The following is an 18,458-nucleotide window of genomic DNA, read 5'->3' on the forward strand; positions in this document are numbered from 1 at the left end:
TTTTCATCGCACGGCAAATCTCAATCGGCCCAGCTCAACCCGCCGCTATAACCGATCAGCAGGATCAGCAGGCCAAAGCCGATCCGATACCACGCGAACACCGTGAAGTCGTGCGACGCGACATAGCGCAGCAGCCAGCGGATGCAGACGAACGCACTGACGAACGCGGCCGCGAAGCCGAGCGCGAAGCTGCCGAGCGCGTCGGTGGTGAGCAGGTGCCAGTCCTTGTACAGCTCATAGGCCGTCGCGCCGAAGATGATCGGAATCGCGAGAAAGAATGAAAACTCGGTCGCGGCGCGGCGCTCGATGCCGAACAGCATGCCGCCGATGATCGTCGAGCCCGAGCGCGAGGTCCCCGGAATCAGCGCGAAGCACTGTGCGAGGCCAACTTTCAACGCATCGAGCGGGCTCAGATCGTCGATGCTGCGCACCCGCACCGCCGCGTCGCCGCGCGCGCGCTGGCGCGCCTCCGCCCACAGGATCACGACGCCGCCCGCGACCAGCGCAAACGCGACCGGCACCGGTGAAAACAGCACCTCCTTGATCGACTTCTCGAACAGCAGGCCGAGCACGACTGCCGGAATCGTCGCAATGATCACGTTCAGCGCGAAGCGGCGCGCCTCGGGCCGGCTCGGCAGCCCCACGATCACGTTGCCGATGCGCCGGCGAAACTCCCAGCACACGGCGAGAATCGCGCCGAGCTGGATCACGACATCGAAGGTCTTCGCGTGCTCGTCGGTGAAATCCAGCAGACTGCCGACGACGATCAGATGCCCGGTGCTCGACACCGGCAAGAACTCCGTCAAACCCTCGACCACGCCGAGAATCAGCGCCTTGCAAGCCAGTAACCAGTCCATCCGTGCCCCTTATCGCGGTAGGTTGTCGCAACGAAATGGGCCCGCACGGTCATGACTGGCATGCGCGGCCCACGTGGCCGCGCGTGCCAGTCATCTTTCGACGATCTGCACGCGTATGCCGTTTGTAAGGATCGTGATTGTACCGGGTTCGTAGTTGACGCCGGCAAATTGCAGTTGCTCGGGCTTGAACGTGTAGATCGGATAGTTGGTCAGCAATTGGGTCGCGAGCAGCGCCGCGGCCGCGTTGATCTGCTGCGTGTACATCTGCGCCTCGCCGCTCACGCTGACGTTGTCCACACTCGGCGACTTGAGGATCACCGAACGGCTCGCCGCGTCGTATGCAAGTTCACTCGACAGCGTGAACACGCCATCGACCGGCTGCTCCAGGAACGGACTCGCGAAACGCGCGTCGAGCTTCACCTGCACGCGGTTCGCATCGGGCAGCATGCCCACCACCGGATTGCTCAGCGCGACATCGAACACCTGCGACACCGTGCGCTGATACGGGAACTTGCGCTGCACGGCCTCCTGCACCTGCTTCTGCGAGAACGTGTAGTGCGACGGCATGAACGGAAACGTCGGGCTCGCGCAAGCCGCGAGCGACACAGTGATGCCAAGCGCGCTGCAGCCGGTCAGCGCAGCGCGCAGAAAGCGGCGCCGGGCCGGCGCTGCGGGTCGAGTCATGCGAAATCTCCTGTGGAAGCCCTTGCGGACATCGGCTTGCGTTGACGGGTGTGGTCAGCGACGGCGTTTACCGCATGCCGCGCGTCATGGATGGGATGCCGGTTGTGTTTGCGCCTCGAGTTGCGTAAGCCACGCGAGCGCTTCGCCGCGATTCGCGCCGCACATCTCGAGTTGCGGCTGCAGACCCGAGCAGCATGCGGGCCGCTCCGGCCGGCCGAAGATCGCGCAGCGCAGATCGTCGCCGAGTTGCACGCAGCGCACGCCCGCCGGCTTGCCGTTCGGCATGCCTGGAATCGGGCTCGAAATCGACGGCGCGATACAGCACGCGCCGCAATCGGGACGGCACGCGTGAGCGTCCACCCATGCACTGTTCAACCTTTGATCCACGTCATCTTTCCTGAACTCAAACCTTGGCAACGTATTGCCAGACCCGCATTGTGCCACTGCCTGTCCGTGCGACCTTTTTACACAATCGGGTCCCGTGGGCACGCACGTAAACTCGAAGCTGCTGACTGACCATGACACGCGGCACGCTGCGAGAGCCGCCCACCGTCCGACACCGCTCATGTCCCAAACCGACACCCTGTTCCGCCCCGACCTGCTCGCGCGCTACAGCGCGAACGGTCCCCGGTATACGTCCTATCCGACCGCGCCGCAGTTCCGCGAATCGTTCGACACCGCCGACTATCACCGCGCCGCCGCCGACCCGGGTGCCGCGTCGACCGATCTGTCTCTGTACTTCCACATTCCGTTTTGCGACACCGTGTGCTTTTACTGCGGCTGCAACAAGGTCGTGACGAGAAATCGCGCGCATGCGCGCCCGTACCTTGAGCGGCTCAAACGCGAAATCGGTTTGCAGGCCGCATGTTTCGATACGCAGCGGCCCGTCTCGCAATTGCATTGGGGCGGCGGCACGCCGACGTTTTTGTCGCGTGACGAGATGGCCGAGCTGATGGCCGCGACGCGCGAGCACTTCAAACTTCTGCCCGACGATCGAGCCGAATATTCGATCGAGGTCGATCCGCGCGAGGCGTCGCCCGATACGGTCGCGCTTCTGCGCCGCCTCGGCTTCAACCGGCTGAGCCTCGGCGTGCAGGACTTCGATCCGCGCGTCCAGCAGGCGATCAATCGCATCCAGCCGTTCGAGATGACCGCATCGGTGATGCAGGCGGCGCGCACGTACGGTTTTCATTCGATCGGCGTCGATCTGATTTACGGGCTGCCGCATCAAACCGTCGCGAGCTTCAGCCGCACGCTCGACACGATGCTCGAACTGGCGCCGGACCGGCTGTCGGTGTTCGCGTATGCGCACATGCCGCAGCTCTTCAAGATGCAGCGCCAGATGGATCCAGCGACGCTGCCGTCGAGCGAGGAGCGGCTGGCTCTGCTGCAACGGGTCGTCGAACGGCTGACTGAAGCGGGCTATGTGTACATCGGCGTGGATCACTTCGCGCTGCCCACCGACGAGCTCGCTCGCGCGCAGGCGCAGCGCACGCTGCATCGCAATTTCCAGGGCTATAGCACGCGGGCCGAGTGCGATCTGATCGGTTTTGGCGCCTCGTCGATCGGCAAGGTCGGCGACGTGTACGCGCAGAACGCGCGAGAGCTGCCCGCTTACACCGACTCGATCGATGCGGGCCGGCTCGCGATCGCGCGCGGCATCCGCCTGTCCGCCGACGACCGTCTGCGGCGCGACGTGATCACGCAGCTGATGTGCAACCTCGAACTGCGCTTCGACGAATTCGAAGCGGCGTACGGCATCCACTTCGCCGACACGTTCGCGCCGGAACTCGCGCGTCTGCGTTCATTCGAGGACGACGGGCTGATCTCGCTCGGCGCACGCAAGCTCGAAGTGCGAATGGCCGGCCGCACGCTCGTGCGCAATCTCGCGATGGTATTTGACCGCTATCTGGGCGAGCAGACGCTCACACGATTCTCGCGCACGGTCTGAGCACCGCTCGCCGCGAACGCGCTGTGGCGGGTGAAGGCAATCGACTTGCCCGTCTACCGATTTTCGGCCATAATCTATGTCTTCCTCGCGCGCTTAACTCCCGATGCGCGCGCTGCAGTATCTGCCCAGGTGGTGAAATTGGTAGACGCAGGGGACTCAAAATCCCCCGCCGCAAGGCGTGCCGGTTCGATTCCGGCCCTGGGCACCAAACACTCATCAACCGGTTTCAACGGTTGACCACGAAGCCCCGACAGCTAGCGCTGAGCGGGGCTTTTGTTTGCCATAGTCTCCAAGGGGTCACCAGCGATTACAACCCCCACCAGGGGGTCGTTTCGGGGGTTGCCACGACTCAAGCGCCCGTCGGATGGAAAACGCCCCCAGCAGCGGCGCGACAACCGGAGACGCAAACATGGCGCTGACCGATGCCACGATCCGTAACACGAAGCCGGGTGAAAAACAGCAGAAGCTGTACGACGGTGGCGGCCTGCTGCTTGTCACGCCAACGGGCAGCAAGCGATGGATTTTCAAGTACCGTTTTGCCGGAAAGGAAAAGAGCCTCGCACTTGGCGTCTATCCAGGTGTGCCGCTTGCCGATGCCCGCAAGCGTGGGGACGACGCCCGCGAAAAACTGGCAGCAAACATTGATCCGGGGAAGCCAAAAAGGCCGGGAAACGCGCCGCCCGCCTTGCTGCTGCCAATTCATTCGAAGCCGTTGCGCTCGCCTGGATGGAAGAGCGCGGTCAGTCCGTTGAAAGCGGGCAGTATGAAAAAACGCTTGCGCGTTTCAGGAATGACGCGCTTCCCTGGCTTGGCAAGCGACCCATCGCGGAAATTGACGCACCCGAGATTCTGGCGGTCCTTAAACGCGTGGATAGCCGGGGCGCTCGCTTTACGGCTCACCGTCTGCGCAGCGAAATAAGCCGCGTGTTCCGTTTCGCGATCCGATCCTGCATGAAGAACTGGAACACAAGCCCGAAGTGATCGAGCATCAACTCGCGCACGCTGTACCGGATAACCTTGGTTCGGCGTACAACCGCACAAAATTCATTCGCGAGCGCCGCGAGATGATGCAGGAGTGGGCCGATTACCTTGACCGGATCAAGGCCGGGGCCGAAGTCATTCCGATCAAAGGCGGGACGGTCGCCTGACTACCTCAGCGGGACAACCATTTGGAACAGCGCCGCCCGATGATGGAAGCGTGGGCCGTGCATGTTTGCGGCATGGAGGATTAGTTCAGAAGTGCGGCCCATAACACTTGCGCTGTGCCTTACAAGCTCGCACAAAAAAGCCGACTCGCAAGGATCGGCTTGTGCATTCGAGCGAGGCTCTATCGATATTCATCAATCTCAACCGTGCCGCCCATGGTTTCCATCATGGTGCGAATATCGTCGGGCACATCAGGCACGCGGTCGCCGCTCTCGTTGTCCCAATAGCAGAAGAAACGCATATGCGCGCCAGTGCGCTTGAGCAATTCGGGCAGGTCTGATCGGGGCAATGCCAAGCGTTCGACAAGATAGCGAAGGTGAGGCGCAAGAATATTACTCTGAACATGCCCCTTGCTATCCACACTCCATACACCAATTCGAGAGGGGTACTTGCTAGTGCGCCCAGATGGTGTAGTGCGGAATTGCCCCCGAACACTCTGCATGTCCGGTTCAACGCCAAAATAGTTTGTCCAGAATTCGGGCCGCTCCACGTCCTGATAGATAGTGAAAGAAGCATGTGCAAGTTGATGGGTCGTTACCATAACATTCCTTTAGGGTGTCCAACTGTGCATGTTGTCGATAATCACGCCGTTAAATTCCACGTCTCCATCGTCATGCCAGATTACGTTGTTGTCGCCGCGCAATTTGTTGTACTGCTTCATAGCGTGAAGCATGTCGCTGAACGTGTTTTGATCATATTCAAGCATCTTGGCGGCATAGCGTGGGTTATTGGTGCTCGCGGCGAGTTCAACGACATCGCCGCTCAACGCATCAGGCACATACTCAAACGGCTGCGCGTCGCCGAGCAGCGTTGATGCGCCTCTATCGCCAGCCCTGGCTGCGCGCGCAGCGTTCAGCCAGGTTTGCAAGGTGGCCGGATCATACTGGACAGACAGCACAGGTTCGCCGTCCGGGCGATTACCGGCCCTCGCTGCGATATCCCTCAACGGCGTGCTGCTGTAGGGTGACGGAAACAGGCTATCGCGAGGGCCTTTAATGGCAAGCAGGGCACCGCGGCGCACCTCTTCGAGAAGCGCAAGGATGACCCACCAGCCATCGGTGTCAGGGTTCCGGTCCCGTACATGATGAAAAAACAGCCAGTGACCGCCAATGAGATTCCTGACCAGTTTCCGGTCCTCCTCCCACTTCCTGTGATTCAGTTGGGCAATGTCAAGAAATTCCCGGGTCTCCGCACTGGCCCTCTGAAGGTCTGCGGCCTTGCCGAGACACGCTTTATAGTGCCATTCGTCGCAGATGACATAACAGGCACCCGGTGGCCGCTGGCAGAACAGCTCCACGGAGTGCATTTCAAATACGGACAGGGACATAGGTGTGTCGATGGTCTATCTGAAGTCGCTGCCGGGGTTGACAGCAGTCAGATAATTACCGTGCGACAGGCAGTCCGTACATGGGCGACAGCCCAAAATCCCCACGGCTCTCGATGAAACGGAAAAAAGCGCCCGCAGGAACATTGCGGTTTTTCGCGCCCGTAGCGCGGACGCTCGCGAGCAGCGACCGTACCGCTGGTCTATGACCTTTCCAGCCGCTGGCGGCACTCGCGCAGCAGATCATTCGCCCGAAGCCGCTGTTCGCGCCGATACGGCGCGTACGTCCGCGAGCGCATCCTCGAAGAGCATTCGAGCGAGGCTCTATCGATATTCATCAATCTCAACCGTGCCGCCCATGGCTTCCATCATGGTGCGAATATCGTCGGGCACATCAGGGATGCGGTCGCCGCTCTCGTTGTCCCAATAACAGAAGAAACGCATCTGTGCGCCCTTGTCTGCGAGTAGCTGGCGCAAGTCGTCTCGCGGCAACTTCAGGCGATCAATAAGATAGCGGAGATGCGGTTCCAGCGAGTCGCTATGAACGGCGGCTTTGCTTCTCACCCCCCACACGCCGGTACGCCCCGGCATGCTGCTCAATCGCCCCGACGGAGTCATAAACCGCTTCCCCTTGACTATCGCCGTGTCGGGCGGAACGCCGAAATATCTGGTCCAAACCTCGGGATCTAAATCATCCCCGGCTATTGAAAATGATGCATGTGCGAGTTGATGTGCGTTCATCGTATGAAGATCAGTTTGCATAGTCGTGCATATTGCCGATGATGTTTTTTCTAAATTCAACGTCCCCACTATCGTGCCAAATGACATTGTCATCGCCTCGCAGCTTGAGGTCATATTTCATCGCATGGACCATGTCGCCAAACGTGTCGCGGCCATACCCCAGCATCTTCGCCGCGTAGTTTGGATTGTTCGTGCTCGCGGCGAGTTCAACGACATCGCCGCTCAACGCATCAGGCACATACTCAAACGGCTGCGCGTCGCCGAGCAGCGTTGATGCGCCTCTATCGCCAGCCCTGGCTGCGCGCGCAGCGTTCAGCCAGGTTTGCAAGGTGGCCGGATCATACTGGACAGACAGCACAGGTTCGCCGTCCGGGCGATTACCGGCCCTCGCTGCGATATCCCTCAACGGCGTGCTGCTGTAGGGTGACGGAAACAGGCTATCGCGAGGGCCTTTAATGGCAAGCAGGGCACCGCGGCGCACCTCTTCGAGAAGCGCAAGGATGACCCACCAGCCATCGGTGTCAGGGTTCCGGTCCCGTACATCATGAAAAAACAGCCAGTGACCGCCAATGAGATTCCTGACCAGCTTCCGGTCCTCCTGCCACGTCCTACCATTCAGTTGGGCAATGTCAAGAAATTCCCGGGTCTCCGCACTGGCCCTCTGAAAGTCTGCGGCCTTGCCGAAACACGCTTTATAGTGCCATTCGTCGCAGATGACATAACAGGCACCCGGTGGCCGCTGGCAGAACAGCTCCACGGAGTGCATTTCAAATACGGACAGGGACATAGGTGTGTCGATGGTCTATCTGAAGTCGCTGCCGGGGTTGACAGCAGTCAGATAATTACCGTGCGACAGGCAGTCCGTACATGGGCGACAGCCCAAAATCTCCATGGCTCTCGATGAAACGGAAAAAAGCGCCCGCAGGAACATTGCGGTTTTTCGCGCCCGTAGCGCGGATGCTCGCGGGCAGCGACCGTACCGCTGGTCTATGACCTTTCGAGCCGTTGGCGGCACTCGCGCAGCAGATCATTCGCCCGAAGCCGCTGTTCGCGCCAATACGGCGCGTACGTCCGCGAGCGCATCCTCGAAGAGACCAAAAATCGACACCTGCGCAACCGTTGCCGCTTTGGAGAAAGTCGAATGCTTGTTGTGGGTCGGGCGCTGCCCGTCGTGGCAAGTAGCCAGCGGCCAGGAGCGGCGACAATGCATCTGCGCAGTCGCCAGGAGATTTGATTTGAGTCGCCTCCCCCTCGTTCCCTTTATAATCCGGCATGACTCCCTCCACTCCCCATGTAGCAACCCGACGAGCGGAACCGCCTACGCGATTCATCGGTTCGCCGATTCCGCACACCTCAGCGACCCATTCGCCTTCCACGCATTTCGAACGCACGCGCCACGAGCCGCACTGGTCGGTCGTATGAAAATACCCAAACGGCTTGCACCGCTTCTTGACGAAGGACTCATCGACGAAGTGATCGGCCAGTTGATGAGCGGCAAGGAAGCAACCGTCTACGTCGTGCGCAGCGGCGACTCGATGCGGTGTGCAAAGGTCTACAAGGACGCGAAGCAGCGCAGTTTCCGGCAAGCCGCATCGTATCGGGACGGCCGCAAGGTCAAGAACAGCCGGCAGGCGCGTGCGATGGAAAAAGGTACTCGCTATGGGCGCCAGATGCAGGAGGAGTTGTGGCAAAACGCCGAAGTCGACGCACTGTTCCGACTTGCCGACGGGGGCGTGCGAGTGCCGCAACCCTATATCTGTACCGATGGGGTGTTACTGATGGAACTGGTGGTCGACGCAACGGGTGACGTCGCGCCACGCCTCAATGACGTCCATCTGACTGAAGCGCGCGCCCTTGAACTGCACGCCCTGCTGCTCAACCAGGTTGTCCGCATGCTCTGCGCGGGTGTGATTCACGGCGACCTGTCCGAATACAACATCCTGCTGGCGGCTGATGGACCGGTGATCATCGATCTGCCTCAGGCCATCGACGCCGCCGCCAACAACGAAGCCGCCTCGATGCTCAAGCGTGACGTCGACAACCTCGCTGCGTACTTCGGACGGTTTGCACCGCAAATTCTCGGCGCGGATTACGGAACGGAGATCTGGGCGCTGTTCGAAGCAGCCGAGCTGAAAGTCGATGTCAAATTGACCGGCCGCATCGAGCTCGACACGCGACCAGTCGACCTCGATAGCGTGCTGCAGGAACTCGAAGAGACACGTCTTGACGAAGACGCGCGAGTGCGGCGACAGCAGGAACTGAGCGCGAACGGATAACCCGTGCTCGATGTACCCCGAAAGGTGCCCCGAAACAAGGTCTTCGACGAATGTTGCACCGGGAACCGGTTGCGCACCGTCAGAATAGTCGAGTTCGGCCAGTTTCCGTCGCTGGACCGAGCGTCGCGTTCGGTTGCCGCGCCACCGCAAATCCGTCCATGATTCGTCCCGAATCTAATTAAACAGCCATCGGCGCGTTAGCGACCGTCGCCAGTGCCGGCCCATGCGAGCCTGTCTGACCGCATTTTGATGTATGCCGGATCAGAGGACAGCGCGGGAGAGAGTTCACTCCAGGTTAACTCGGAAGGCGGCCCAAGATAAAGGATGGCGTCGAACTGCTCCTGCATCACAGGAGAGCGGACAGGATCGACATATATCTCCACCATGACGTCGTCGTGCCTAGTGAACATGGCGTGCGGATAATACGATCGAAAGCTCGCCTCTCCGAGCGGAGTGCCGAGAATGAGCGCAAGACTTGGCGTCAGCCAGGAGCTGACGTCGGACTGTAAAGTCGCCGGATCACCAAACACCGGGGTCCAAACAGAATAGACTTTGACGCCTTGGCTTTCCAGCAACGAAACGATGGTATTCGGCAACGGGTCGAATCGCTGCTCTGCCTTCTCTGGGAATTTCAATTGCCAGTACAGGTTCTTGCGCAAAAGGTGCATGCCGCCATAGACGACCAAAGCGCGGCGCTGCCTGGCCAGCACTTCACGTTGGATAATTTCAACCGCACAGGTGTTGCGGTCGCCCATGGCTTTCCAAGCCTTATCGAGATCGTCGGCGCTATTGATTTTCGACCAATCTATCGGCGGATCGCCTAACAAGATGCGAATCTGACGGTCTTTAGGGAGCGAGGCATTCACATCGCGGACTTCACGAAAAAGCCCTTCAAAGACAGGACGATCCCACACATCGTGGGGCTGCGTAGTGTTTTGCCAAGCTTGGCGGAGTTGATTTTCGGGTACGTCATCCCCCGCAACGAACCGGTCCATCATCTCCTGATAAAGAGAATTGCCACTTTCAACTACGATGTCGTTCACGATGTAAGCAAATCGGGGGTCCCGGATCAGCGAAACCCGAAAAGCATATGCTTGCTCACAGCCGTGGCCGCCGTCGCAAAGCGCGACGACATTGTGGGATTTGAAAGCGTCAAGAATAGCGGCGATCGGATCAATCGGACTTGCAGCTATTGTCATCGTGTGGGCTCCATCACTCTGGCGGCGAACGTTACGAATCGTTGAACAAGCATTTATGACGGTCGGACAGGCGGCAGGGTTCTGCGTGATGCATTTGGTTGGGTGTCTGGGTCCAATCAACGCGACCTTCCCTTGTGGGTCGACATGAGCTGGATGCCTTAAGCGGAAGTTGAGGTTGACCCGGTTCGACGGATAGATTTGCAGTTGAGTTGGATAGATTTGCAGTTGAGTTTAGTGCGGTGTGGCACCTCCCGATAAGATCAAATCGCGGGTTGTCGACGGCCGGGCGGCGGGTCGCCTGTCACGACCACGACGCTGCCTGGCGGTGGACAACCCGCGCGGCGATAAGCTTTGACCTTGCGCATGCAGGTTTTCGAACTCGAGCGGCGAACAGTAGCCGATGCTGCTGTGCAGGCGGCGTATGTTGTACCAGCTCTCCAGAAACGAGAACAGACGCCGCCGTGCCTGTTCGTGGGTCGCGAAGTGTTCGCGACAGAGCAGTTCGGCTTCGAGCGTGCCGAAGAACGACTCGCACATCGCGTTGTCGTAAGCGTCGCCGGCGGTCCCCATCGACGGTTGTACGCCGGCTTCTCGGCAGCGCCGCCCGAAGGCAATGGAGGTGTATTGACAGCCTTGATCGGAATGTAGAATCACACCGTCATGGCGTCGTTGCTGCAACGCCATGTCCAGCGCGCGTAACATCAGTTCGGTGTACAGATGGTTGGACATCGCCCAGCCGATGATGCGACGGCTGAACACATCCAGCACGACTGCCAGATAGAGGAATCCTTCACCGGTGGGTACATAGGTCGCATCTGCGACCCACAGCACGTTTGTCGCGTCGGCACTGAAGTGCCGGCGCACCAGATCAGGCGCACGCCGGGCGCCTGCGCGTGGCCGTGTGGTGCGCGGCCAGCGCCGCCGGCTTGCCCCGCGCAGACCCGCCATACGCATGAGGCGCGCCACCCGCTTGCGCCCCACGTGTACGCCTTCGCGCGCGAGTTGCGCATGGATACGCGGTGCCCCATACGTGCCGCGCGAGCTTGCATGGAGCGTGCGGATATGCGCGAGCAGTTGCGCATCGCTACGCGTGCGCATCGCGGGCTCACGCACCAGCCACGTGTAATAGCCGCTCGTCGAGACGCCGAGCAGCCGTGCCATCATCGCGATGGGCCAGCGGGCCCGGTTCGCTTTCATGAATCCGTACCGCCCTTCGGTGGAATGGATCCCGTCTCCCTCGCGAACCAGGCTGCCGCGTGAGAGAGGATGTCGCGCTCCATCTTCAGTTGCCGGACTTCGCGACGCAACCGTGTGAGCTCCTGCCGTTCGGCTGTGGTCAGACCGTCATGCCGCACACCTGTGTCGCGATCAGCCTGCGCCACCCAGTTGTAGATGGTCTGTGCAGTCGGCTCGAACTCCTTTTCCAGTTCCTCCGGCCTGCGTCCGGCCTTCACCAGCCCGACCATTTGTGCCCGAAATTCCGCCGGGTACGGGGTACGATGCTTGCCCATAATCGGCACCTCCTTCTCCAAAGGATAGATGTCCGTTTTTCTGGGTCAACTTCAAGTCAGCTCGAACGCGCCCTCCCGATCTCACCCGCCAGTGCATTCCCCAATACAGCTCCTGTCGATGATGATGGGCCGCCCGGTTTAATCGGCGATCGGCTCTTCATGCTCCATCGTATCGGCGGAATCAGCATTCTCGACCCGAGTCAAAACGAACTCGGCGACCGAGTTCCAGTGCCTCAATGCGGCCACGCGCCCGTTTTCCATCACGAACTCGAATGTCCTTTGTGGCCATTTCGGGTTGCGAAACTGAAGACCCTTGAGCGGAGTTAAAACTTCCGCAGGAGCCTCTGGAAAGTGCAGCATGAGCTGGTTGTCGCGCTGCAGCTTGATCGCGCACTTGGCGCCGAAAGCAGCCTGGTACGTGCCGGTAAGCTGCTTGAGCACACCTGACGCAGGCGCGTCCGGAATCCGGACGAACACGGCATCCGTCGCGTCGAGCCACAAACTGACGCGGTCGATATCGCCGAGTGGACTGGTCAGAAACGACATGGACCACGCGCCTTCGGCCTCGTCATCGTCGGTATCGAACCGGTCGTAGTGGTAATGATGCAATGGCAGCTTCGTTTGACGGAAACGAAACTGAAGCTGGAAATCGTTGAGTGAGATATGTAGTTGCCCGTAGGCAGGATGCTCGTAGCGACCGACGTAGTCTGCGAGATCGTGTGAGAACCGCGTGTCTGGAATTGCGCTTGGCCTTACCCGTTCGCGCGACTCGCGCATGTTCTGCTTTGCTTTCAAATGGAACTCGCGCAATGCATCCATCGAACTCGACTCACCCAGTCCCAGCAGGCGGTCGTAGACGTTGTAGCCGACGGCATTTCGCAGCATCGAGCAGTGGTCCCCGATCACGAACACGACTACGCCCAATTTCTCGCGCGGCAAATACGAGACCTGCGAATGGAAGGCGCGGAGATCGCCGCCATGACTCGCAAGCAGATGTCCCCGATACGAAGAGGTTTGCCGGCCCATCCCATAGATTGAATTAATCTCCGGCTCAAAACCAAGGACGTCGCCCAGCGGGTCCGGAAATGCGAGCCCAGGCGCCAAAGTAGCCTGCAGTATCTGCTCCGGAATCACCTTCTTTCCAGCCATCACCCCGTTGTTCATCAACACGGCCAGCCAGCGACTCATATCATCGAGGCTAGAGACGATGCTCCCCGCTGGACTCGACCAGTTCAACTCCGGATACGGTGTCTGCCAGAGCGCCTCACTATCGCGCCTCTCCGTGAACGGTACCGCGTGATTCGGATGAGCCAGCATGCCGGCAATGGTGAAAGCAGTCTGGGGCATACCCACAGGACTCAGAACCTCGTCGCGGACGAATTGATCCCACGACTTGCCGCTTAGCAACTCGATGATGTGGCCCACAGCCTCGTACATCATATTGTTGTAGATAAGCTTCGATCGAAATGGAGCGATAGGCTTCATGAATCGGATCCGGTCGAATAGTTCCTTCTTTGAGAACTCGGCTCTATGCAGGATCATGTCGTACCGGGGCACGCCGGTACGATGGCCGAGCATATCGCGTAGTGTCACCGCGGCATCGAGCGACTTGTCGTAAAAACGCAAACTCGGGACAACATCGCGGATCGGCTGATCGAAGGTCAGCGCGCCCTTTTCGACCAAAATGCCGGCGGCAATGGCCGTAAATAACTTGGTGTTCGACGCGATAGGAAACAAAGTTGACGATAAAAACGGCAGTCTGTTTGCATAGTCACGATAACCGTAGCCTCTCGTGAAGATGACTTTTTCGTCTTTTACAATACTGACGCCTATGCCGGGCGCGTTCCATTCATGCACCTGTGCTTTTATGTAATCGTCGAAATCGCCCAGATCGCTTAGCATCTACCGTCCTTTGATTCGAAGGTCAATTGTCGAGAGAGAGGTTGCTCTCATGCTCTTGCCCGATCGCTAAATACAGAGGAAAATCCGTCGCGCTCATTTGCCAAAGGATACTCAGGAAGCCTCTTTGGAGGCACTCACCCTGCCTTGAACGGTATGGCTTTTTGATGTGAAGCAGTGAAGACTGGAGCAAGTCAAAAACCGCAAGAAATTCTACAGGGAAAAATAAAAAAGTATTCGATTAGTGAACGCTAATGCCACGACTGCGTTCCTGAACGAACGGCCGTTATGGAGAAAATTGAACGACTTTTGCGGGTCGGGTATCGCCCATCGAGGTTGGCGCAGACTGATTTTCTCTTCACTTGAAAGGAGAGTCGAAATGGACGCGATCTTGAGATGGCCGAACAGACGGAAGACTGAGTGGTGATCGCCGGACAGCAATCGGACGCTGTCCGGTCAGGATGAGACATTCGACACACGTTTCTGATTCGTCGACAATCGGTGAATATAGACAAACCTCGACGGAAGACTTGAGATGATGCTGCGGCCGACAGAAATCCAAATTGAATCAACCCGGCTCTTGATCAAACCGTTCTCGGCCAACGACGCGGATGCTGCGTTCTCGTTCATCACCCCTTCGCTCACCCGTCACATGGCGTGGGAGCCGCCAGCATCCCGGCAGGATTTTGATGGTGTTTGGCGGTCCTGGGTACCGTCGATTGACGATGGGTCAGACTATGTGTTCGCGATACGTCAACGCGCCGACGGGAGTTTCCTTGGGTTAGCCGGGCTTCACCGCGTACGCACCGAGAGCCCGGAACTCGGTATCTGGATTCGTGAAGATCGTCATCGAAATGGGTTTGGTTGTGAAGCTGTGACCCTTGTTGCACACTGGGCAACGCGAACCATTGGTTGTGAAAGCTTTACCTATCCGGTTGCCGAAGAGAACCGTCCCAGCCGGCGCATCGCCGAATCGCTAGGCGGCGTCATTGTGGAAAGCCGCGCGACGCCAAAGTACAAGTCTGTGGTTTACAGAATTCCTCGCCAGCCAGTCGCAAGCGAGGTATAGGCGATTCTGCCTGTGGACTGGCTTCCGTCGGGCAAGATCGGCCAGTCAAGGTCAACGCCCAGATCGTCAACTGCGTGCGTGTCGGTCGACGCGAGTGTTAGCGACCCGATAACGATGAACTGCTCCAGCGTTCATACAATGCTGCGATATCCGTGGCACAGAGCAACTTCATCGACTTGCCGATCTCGTCCAGCGGCCAGTCCCACCAGTTCATCTCGAGGAGCATTCCGATCTCATCGTCCGAAAAGCGCTTTCGGATCGGCTTTGCCGGATTCCCGCCGATGATCGTATAGGGTTCAACGTCCTTCGTGACAACGGCGCAACTCCCGATCACGGCACCGTGACCGATGTGAACACCTGGCATGATCATCGCTTCGGAACCGATCCAGACGTCATTCCCGACAACCGTATCGCCGGCGGGTTCGAATGCATCGCAGGCGTCAGCAAACGCCGGTTCTTCCGTCATGTAGAAGAAGGGAAATGTGGTTACCCAATCGTTCCGGTGCCCCTGGTTGCCCGCCATCATGAACGTCGCACCACTTCCGATAGAGCAGAAGCTACCGATGATCAGCCGGTCGACACCTGTGCGGTCTGGCAACAGGTAGCGTGCACAGTCATCAAAGGAGTGTCCGTGATAGTAGCCAGAGTAGTAGCTGTAACGCCCCACGATGATGTTGGGATTGGTTACCTGCTCTGAAAGCGGCTTCCCCTTGAAGGGGCTGTCGAAGTAATTCTTCATAAAGGGACCACGCTGTAGTCTGGGCTGCGTTTATCGTTCGAGCACGCAGGTTACGAGGAAATCCGGTAGCGGCAAACCTGAGCCGTGCGGCAGAATCTTTCGTCAATGACGGTCGGGACCAGTCTCGCCGGTTTCAGCCAACTCCGGTCAGTCGACGCTGCCGCGTAAATTCGCGACAATCAGAGAGAATTCCGATCGCTCACGGCGCAGCGTCAAGTTCACATCCTGGCGTCAGCCAGTGGCCATCTACGCCCGGCGATCACATTCGAGCAGCCCGTACAGCGCGCTATCCGACACCTCATCGCCAACTATCCAGCGATCACGCAACAACCCTTCGCGGACAAATCCGAGCCGTTCGAGAAGAAGCGCCGAGGCTACATTTCGTGGGTCGATATCCGCCTCAATCCGGCGTAAATTCAGCGTGCCGAACGCGTGCTCGATCAGCGCGGAAACCGCCTCACTCATATATCCGTTTCCCCAATGCTTGCGTTGCAGACCAAAGCCTATCTCCGCGCGTCGGCATTGCTCGTCTGCATGAAAGAGAGCGCAATCACCGAGCACTTCGCCGGTTGTCTGCAACTCGACTGCACAGATGAAGTCTTGGCCGCCAGCTGACGTCTTCAATTTACGTGCGACTCGATCCGTTGCCTGATCCAGGGAAGTCATCGCCGGAAACGAAAAATAGCGCATCGCATCCGCGTCCGACCAGATCGCGAACAGTGGTTGCGCGTCTTCATGACGAAGCGGCCGCAGAACGAGGCGTGGGGTAGTCAGCGTGACGGGCTCGAATAATGGCATGACGGGGGCAGGGCGCCGGAAATAGATGACCCCATTAGAACATGTGGGCCGAGAGCCAACAACCGCACGCATCGAACCGCGTGGCAGCACAGCCTTTGTGCGGCCACTTTCGCGATTTACCTCTGTCGCTTACGGGTCGCGTGCTGCCGGTCATGACACGACACTTGTCGATCGCACAACGATTGGCAAGGTTCGGCCATGAAGGGTCATTCGACTCGGAGAATACAATCGGCAACAATCGGTGGCCGTTCGCGGCCGAAGCTACTCAGGGAGTGACGTGATGGCCGAAGCGCTGACGGATCTTAGTTCCTTTTCTTTCGTCCTCGCGGTTCCAAACCTCGAAGCCAGTGCCTCATACTTTCGGGACGCGCTCGGTTTTCGGCTGGACTGGCCCGACGGCACAGGTTGGAAGTTGGCCACGAGAGGGGGTGTGCGCGTCATGATCGGCCATTGCCCCGATGCCATGTTGCCTTCGGCAACCGGGGACCACAGTTATTTCGGCTACCTCCAAGTGGCGAACGCTGACGCACTTCATGGAGAACTTGTCGGTCGACGCGCCATCATCCTGCAACCTCCGACCGACAGACCGCACGGCATGCGCGAGTTCCTTGTCGGGACTCCGGATGGTCATCGAATGATGTTTGGTCAAGACCTGTCGTGACTCCGCGCATAAAAGGAAGCGACGACACAATGCTGATTGTTGTTGGCTTCACGGCTAGCTCGCACAAATTTTCTTGCGCTATGCCGACTGCATGAAGCGCAATTGGTGGCCGCCGCCGCGTGGGGCACAGCCCAGCCACTTTGAGACACTCGACCCCGCCGCTTAAACTGTTGTCAATCATTCCTCCTGAGGCGAAGAAAATGACAACTGAGATCGAACTCTTGAGGCCTACGACTGCGTTGCTGGCAAGCTACGTTTCGGCCCTTGAGGCGGGATGGTCACCTGACAATGTTCGTAAGGAGGTCGCTGCGCGCGAACAGTTGAATGCTATCGAGTTGAACGCAGAGGCATTCGTCGACGGGCTGGATGATCCGACCGCATCAGGCGGCCCGATTCCTTTGCCCGATGGCTCGACCGTTGCCCGTCTTCCAAGCATCATCCGATGGATTTGGGATGGCGATGTTAGCGGTGCGATCGGATTTCGTTGGCAGGCTGGATCTGCCGAATTGCCGCCGTATGTGCTCGGACATATCGGCTTCTCAGTCGTGCCGTGGAAGCGAGGCAACGGCTACGCCAAGCAGGCGCTCAATTTGATGCTTGGCGAAGCGAGGCTGCAAGGCTTGCCCTACGTGGAACTAACGGTTGATCCTGAAAATATAGCCTCACAGCGGGTGATCGCAGCATGCAGTGGTGTCCTGATTGACCGGTTCAAAAAGACCGCCGCCTATGGATTCGCGGAAACTCTTCGTTATCGCATTGAGCTAGACGACTGAGAAACCTGTCGGACCCTGTTCGGCCAACTCTGGAGATTGATCCGTCTCTGTTGGATCGGCGACAATTCAAGCCCTGCACACGCCTATACGATGGAGCACCATGAGTGGCATTCAGCTAAGCCGAGTGATCCGTGCCGACGCCGCCGATTTGATCGCCGCAAACTCAGCAAGTCAGGACTATCACCGGCCTTGGGTCGCATCCTTTACCGATCAAACGGGCTTCGATAACTGGTTTTCAGGTAGTCTCACCGGGTCGAACGTCGGCCTCATTGCGCGTGAAGTGGCATCGATTCAAATTGTCGGTGTGGTGAACATTAGCGAAATAGTAATGGGCGCTTTTCGCAGCGCCTATCTCGGGTATTACAGAATGTCGAACTTCGCCCGGGCAGGGTTGATGACGGACGCGGTACGGGCAGCTGTGATCTATGCATTCAGCGAACTTGGATTGCATCGGGTGGAGGCAAATATTCAACCAGGGAATATCGCGTCGATCGCACTTGTGCGGCGGTTGGGTTTTAAACAGGAAGGTTTTTCTCCTCGCTATCTCCGCATAAATGGCGAATGGCGCGACCACGAGCGATGGGCGTTGCTGGCCGATATGCCCGGTTAGACACAGCCGCCACTCAAAAAAATAATGTGCTCACGCAGAAATTGTTTTTGTGCCAATATTGACAGCATGGAACTTCGTAACGTCCCGAGCAAGGCTCACCACCATCATCACGGTCGCTATCCGCTGCGCCGTGGGTCGTTACGTCCATAGCAAGGAATTC

General features: G+C 58.7%; 17 protein-coding genes, 1 tRNA gene and 2 pseudogenes. 8 read left to right on the top strand and 12 right to left on the bottom strand.

What is annotated here, in order from left to right; all coding sequences use genetic code 11:
- Positions 1-20: 20 nt before the first annotated feature.
- From OKW29_RS31295 to OKW29_RS31305, 3 genes are all read right to left on the bottom strand, one after another.
- Positions 21-857 (bottom strand): undecaprenyl-diphosphate phosphatase, encoded by an 837-nt coding sequence (locus OKW29_RS31295; protein ID WP_187630797.1) that lies wholly within the window; start codon positions 855-857, stop codon positions 21-23.
- Between the two features lie 90 nt (positions 858-947).
- Positions 948-1,541 carry a DUF1439 domain-containing protein gene (locus tag OKW29_RS31300; protein ID WP_429293769.1) on the bottom strand — a complete coding sequence of 198 codons (594 nt, stop codon included), beginning with the start codon at positions 1,539-1,541 and terminating at the stop codon, positions 948-950.
- An 84-nt stretch (positions 1,542-1,625) separates the two neighbouring features.
- Positions 1,626-1,928 carry a YkgJ family cysteine cluster protein gene (locus tag OKW29_RS31305; protein WP_429293770.1) on the bottom strand — a complete coding sequence of 101 codons (303 nt, stop codon included), beginning with the start codon at positions 1,926-1,928 and terminating at the stop codon, positions 1,626-1,628.
- 178 nt (positions 1,929-2,106) lie between these two features.
- Here OKW29_RS31305 and hemN point away from each other — a divergent pair, with 178 nt between their 5' ends.
- The 3 genes and pseudogenes from hemN (at position 2,107) to OKW29_RS31320 (ending at position 4,640) form a co-directional block, all read left to right on the top strand.
- Positions 2,107-3,492, top strand: a complete 1,386-nt coding sequence (gene hemN, locus OKW29_RS31310) for an oxygen-independent coproporphyrinogen III oxidase (RefSeq protein ID WP_429293771.1) — start codon at positions 2,107-2,109, stop codon at positions 3,490-3,492.
- Positions 3,493-3,615: 123 nt separating this feature from the next.
- A tRNA-Leu gene (locus OKW29_RS31315) sits at positions 3,616-3,700 on the top strand.
- A gap of 201 nt (positions 3,701-3,901) precedes the next feature.
- Positions 3,902-4,640: pseudogene (locus OKW29_RS31320) on the top strand (tyrosine-type recombinase/integrase).
- A 179-nt stretch (positions 4,641-4,819) separates the two neighbouring features.
- Here the strand turns inward: OKW29_RS31320 and OKW29_RS31325 are convergent.
- The 4 genes from OKW29_RS31325 to OKW29_RS31340 all read right to left on the bottom strand — a co-directional run bounded on the left by OKW29_RS31325 (position 4,820) and on the right by OKW29_RS31340 (position 7,550).
- Positions 4,820-5,239, bottom strand: a complete 420-nt coding sequence (locus OKW29_RS31325) for a DUF4279 domain-containing protein (RefSeq protein WP_429293772.1) — start codon at positions 5,237-5,239, stop codon at positions 4,820-4,822.
- A 9-nt stretch (positions 5,240-5,248) separates the two neighbouring features.
- Positions 5,249-6,025, bottom strand: a complete 777-nt coding sequence (locus OKW29_RS31330; RefSeq protein ID WP_429293773.1) for a hypothetical protein — start codon at positions 6,023-6,025, stop codon at positions 5,249-5,251.
- 321 nt (positions 6,026-6,346) lie between these two features.
- On the bottom strand, positions 6,347-6,763 hold the full coding sequence (locus tag OKW29_RS31335) for a DUF4279 domain-containing protein (protein ID WP_429293774.1): 417 nt from the start codon (positions 6,761-6,763) through the stop codon (positions 6,347-6,349).
- 10 nt (positions 6,764-6,773) lie between these two features.
- Complete coding sequence (locus tag OKW29_RS31340; protein ID WP_429293775.1) at positions 6,774-7,550, bottom strand: hypothetical protein; 777 nt, start codon at positions 7,548-7,550, stop codon at positions 6,774-6,776.
- 631 nt (positions 7,551-8,181) lie between these two features.
- Here OKW29_RS31340 and OKW29_RS31345 point away from each other — a divergent pair.
- Positions 8,182-9,039: a PA4780 family RIO1-like protein kinase gene (locus OKW29_RS31345; protein ID WP_429294978.1), complete on the top strand. Its 858-nt coding sequence runs from the start codon at positions 8,182-8,184 to the stop codon at positions 9,037-9,039.
- Positions 9,040-9,236: 197 nt separating this feature from the next.
- On the opposite strand, the gene OKW29_RS31350 is transcribed toward OKW29_RS31345, so the two are convergent.
- The 3 genes and pseudogenes from OKW29_RS31350 to OKW29_RS31360 form a co-directional block, all read right to left on the bottom strand.
- The gene (locus tag OKW29_RS31350; RefSeq protein ID WP_429293776.1) at positions 9,237-10,238 is read right to left on the bottom strand and encodes a hypothetical protein; all 1,002 of its coding nucleotides are present in this window, start codon (positions 10,236-10,238) and stop codon (positions 9,237-9,239) included.
- A 363-nt stretch (positions 10,239-10,601) separates the two neighbouring features.
- A pseudogene (locus OKW29_RS31355) lies at positions 10,602-11,749 on the bottom strand (IS3 family transposase); the annotation flags it as partial.
- A 138-nt stretch (positions 11,750-11,887) separates the two neighbouring features.
- A complete protein-coding gene (locus OKW29_RS31360) occupies positions 11,888-13,651 on the bottom strand; it encodes a serine hydrolase (protein WP_429293777.1) in 1,764 nt (587 codons plus the stop codon).
- 532 nt (positions 13,652-14,183) lie between these two features.
- On the opposite strand from OKW29_RS31360, the gene OKW29_RS31365 reads away from it, so the two are divergent.
- A complete protein-coding gene (locus OKW29_RS31365; RefSeq protein WP_184023198.1) occupies positions 14,184-14,717 on the top strand; it encodes a GNAT family N-acetyltransferase in 534 nt (177 codons plus the stop codon).
- Positions 14,718-14,814: 97 nt separating this feature from the next.
- Here OKW29_RS31365 and catB read toward each other — a convergent pair whose 3' ends face one another.
- Together catB and OKW29_RS31375 are read right to left on the bottom strand one after the other, a co-directional pair.
- Positions 14,815-15,456, bottom strand: a complete 642-nt coding sequence (gene catB / locus OKW29_RS31370) for a type B chloramphenicol O-acetyltransferase (RefSeq protein WP_090801522.1) — start codon at positions 15,454-15,456, stop codon at positions 14,815-14,817.
- A 246-nt stretch (positions 15,457-15,702) separates the two neighbouring features.
- Complete coding sequence (locus OKW29_RS31375) at positions 15,703-16,254, bottom strand: GNAT family N-acetyltransferase (RefSeq protein ID WP_184072603.1); 552 nt, start codon at positions 16,252-16,254, stop codon at positions 15,703-15,705.
- Positions 16,255-16,534: 280 nt separating this feature from the next.
- Between OKW29_RS31375 and OKW29_RS31380 the strand changes: the two genes are divergently transcribed.
- The 3 genes from OKW29_RS31380 to OKW29_RS31390 all read left to right on the top strand — a co-directional run bounded on the left by OKW29_RS31380 (position 16,535) and on the right by OKW29_RS31390 (position 18,298).
- A complete protein-coding gene (locus OKW29_RS31380) occupies positions 16,535-16,915 on the top strand; it encodes a VOC family protein (RefSeq protein WP_184072605.1) in 381 nt (126 codons plus the stop codon).
- A gap of 200 nt (positions 16,916-17,115) precedes the next feature.
- A complete protein-coding gene (locus OKW29_RS31385) occupies positions 17,116-17,688 on the top strand; it encodes a GNAT family N-acetyltransferase (protein ID WP_018421033.1) in 573 nt (190 codons plus the stop codon).
- Positions 17,689-17,788: 100 nt separating this feature from the next.
- Positions 17,789-18,298 carry a GNAT family N-acetyltransferase gene (locus OKW29_RS31390; RefSeq protein WP_429293778.1) on the top strand — a complete coding sequence of 170 codons (510 nt, stop codon included), beginning with the start codon at positions 17,789-17,791 and terminating at the stop codon, positions 18,296-18,298.
- The last annotated feature ends 160 nt before the right edge of the window (positions 18,299-18,458 follow it).

Source organism: Paraburkholderia sp. CI3 (assembly GCF_050436505.1).
Classification (GTDB): domain Bacteria; phylum Pseudomonadota; class Gammaproteobacteria; order Burkholderiales; family Burkholderiaceae; genus Paraburkholderia; species Paraburkholderia tuberum.

Excerpts from the sequence above, each read along its gene's own strand:
- OKW29_RS31300 (WP_429293769.1), bottom strand. The coding sequence starts at position 1,541 with ATGACTCGACCCGCAGCGCCGGCCCGGCGCCGCTTTCTGCGCGCTGCG.
- OKW29_RS31340 (WP_429293775.1), bottom strand. The coding sequence starts at position 7,550 with ATGTCCCTGTCCGTATTTGAAATGCACTCCGTGGAGCTGTTCTGCCAG.
- OKW29_RS31295 (WP_187630797.1), bottom strand. The coding sequence starts at position 857 with ATGGACTGGTTACTGGCTTGCAAGGCGCTGATTCTCGGCGTGGTCGAG.
- catB (WP_090801522.1), bottom strand. The coding sequence starts at position 15,456 with ATGAAGAATTACTTCGACAGCCCCTTCAAGGGGAAGCCGCTTTCAGAG.
- OKW29_RS31380 (WP_184072605.1), top strand. The coding sequence starts at position 16,535 with ATGGCCGAAGCGCTGACGGATCTTAGTTCCTTTTCTTTCGTCCTCGCG.
- OKW29_RS31350 (WP_429293776.1), bottom strand. The coding sequence starts at position 10,238 with ATGACAATAGCTGCAAGTCCGATTGATCCGATCGCCGCTATTCTTGAC.
- OKW29_RS31325 (WP_429293772.1), bottom strand. The coding sequence starts at position 5,239 with ATGGTAACGACCCATCAACTTGCACATGCTTCTTTCACTATCTATCAG.
- OKW29_RS31330 (WP_429293773.1), bottom strand. The coding sequence starts at position 6,025 with ATGTCCCTGTCCGTATTTGAAATGCACTCCGTGGAGCTGTTCTGCCAG.
- OKW29_RS31390 (WP_429293778.1), top strand. The coding sequence starts at position 17,789 with ATGAGTGGCATTCAGCTAAGCCGAGTGATCCGTGCCGACGCCGCCGAT.
- OKW29_RS31335 (WP_429293774.1), bottom strand. The coding sequence starts at position 6,763 with ATGAACGCACATCAACTCGCACATGCATCATTTTCAATAGCCGGGGAT.
- OKW29_RS31365 (WP_184023198.1), top strand. The coding sequence starts at position 14,184 with ATGATGCTGCGGCCGACAGAAATCCAAATTGAATCAACCCGGCTCTTG.
- hemN (WP_429293771.1), top strand. The coding sequence starts at position 2,107 with ATGTCCCAAACCGACACCCTGTTCCGCCCCGACCTGCTCGCGCGCTAC.
- OKW29_RS31345 (WP_429294978.1), top strand. The coding sequence starts at position 8,182 with ATGAAAATACCCAAACGGCTTGCACCGCTTCTTGACGAAGGACTCATC.
- OKW29_RS31385 (WP_018421033.1), top strand. The coding sequence starts at position 17,116 with ATGACAACTGAGATCGAACTCTTGAGGCCTACGACTGCGTTGCTGGCA.
- OKW29_RS31360 (WP_429293777.1), bottom strand. The coding sequence starts at position 13,651 with ATGCTAAGCGATCTGGGCGATTTCGACGATTACATAAAAGCACAGGTG.
- OKW29_RS31375 (WP_184072603.1), bottom strand. The coding sequence starts at position 16,254 with ATGCCATTATTCGAGCCCGTCACGCTGACTACCCCACGCCTCGTTCTG.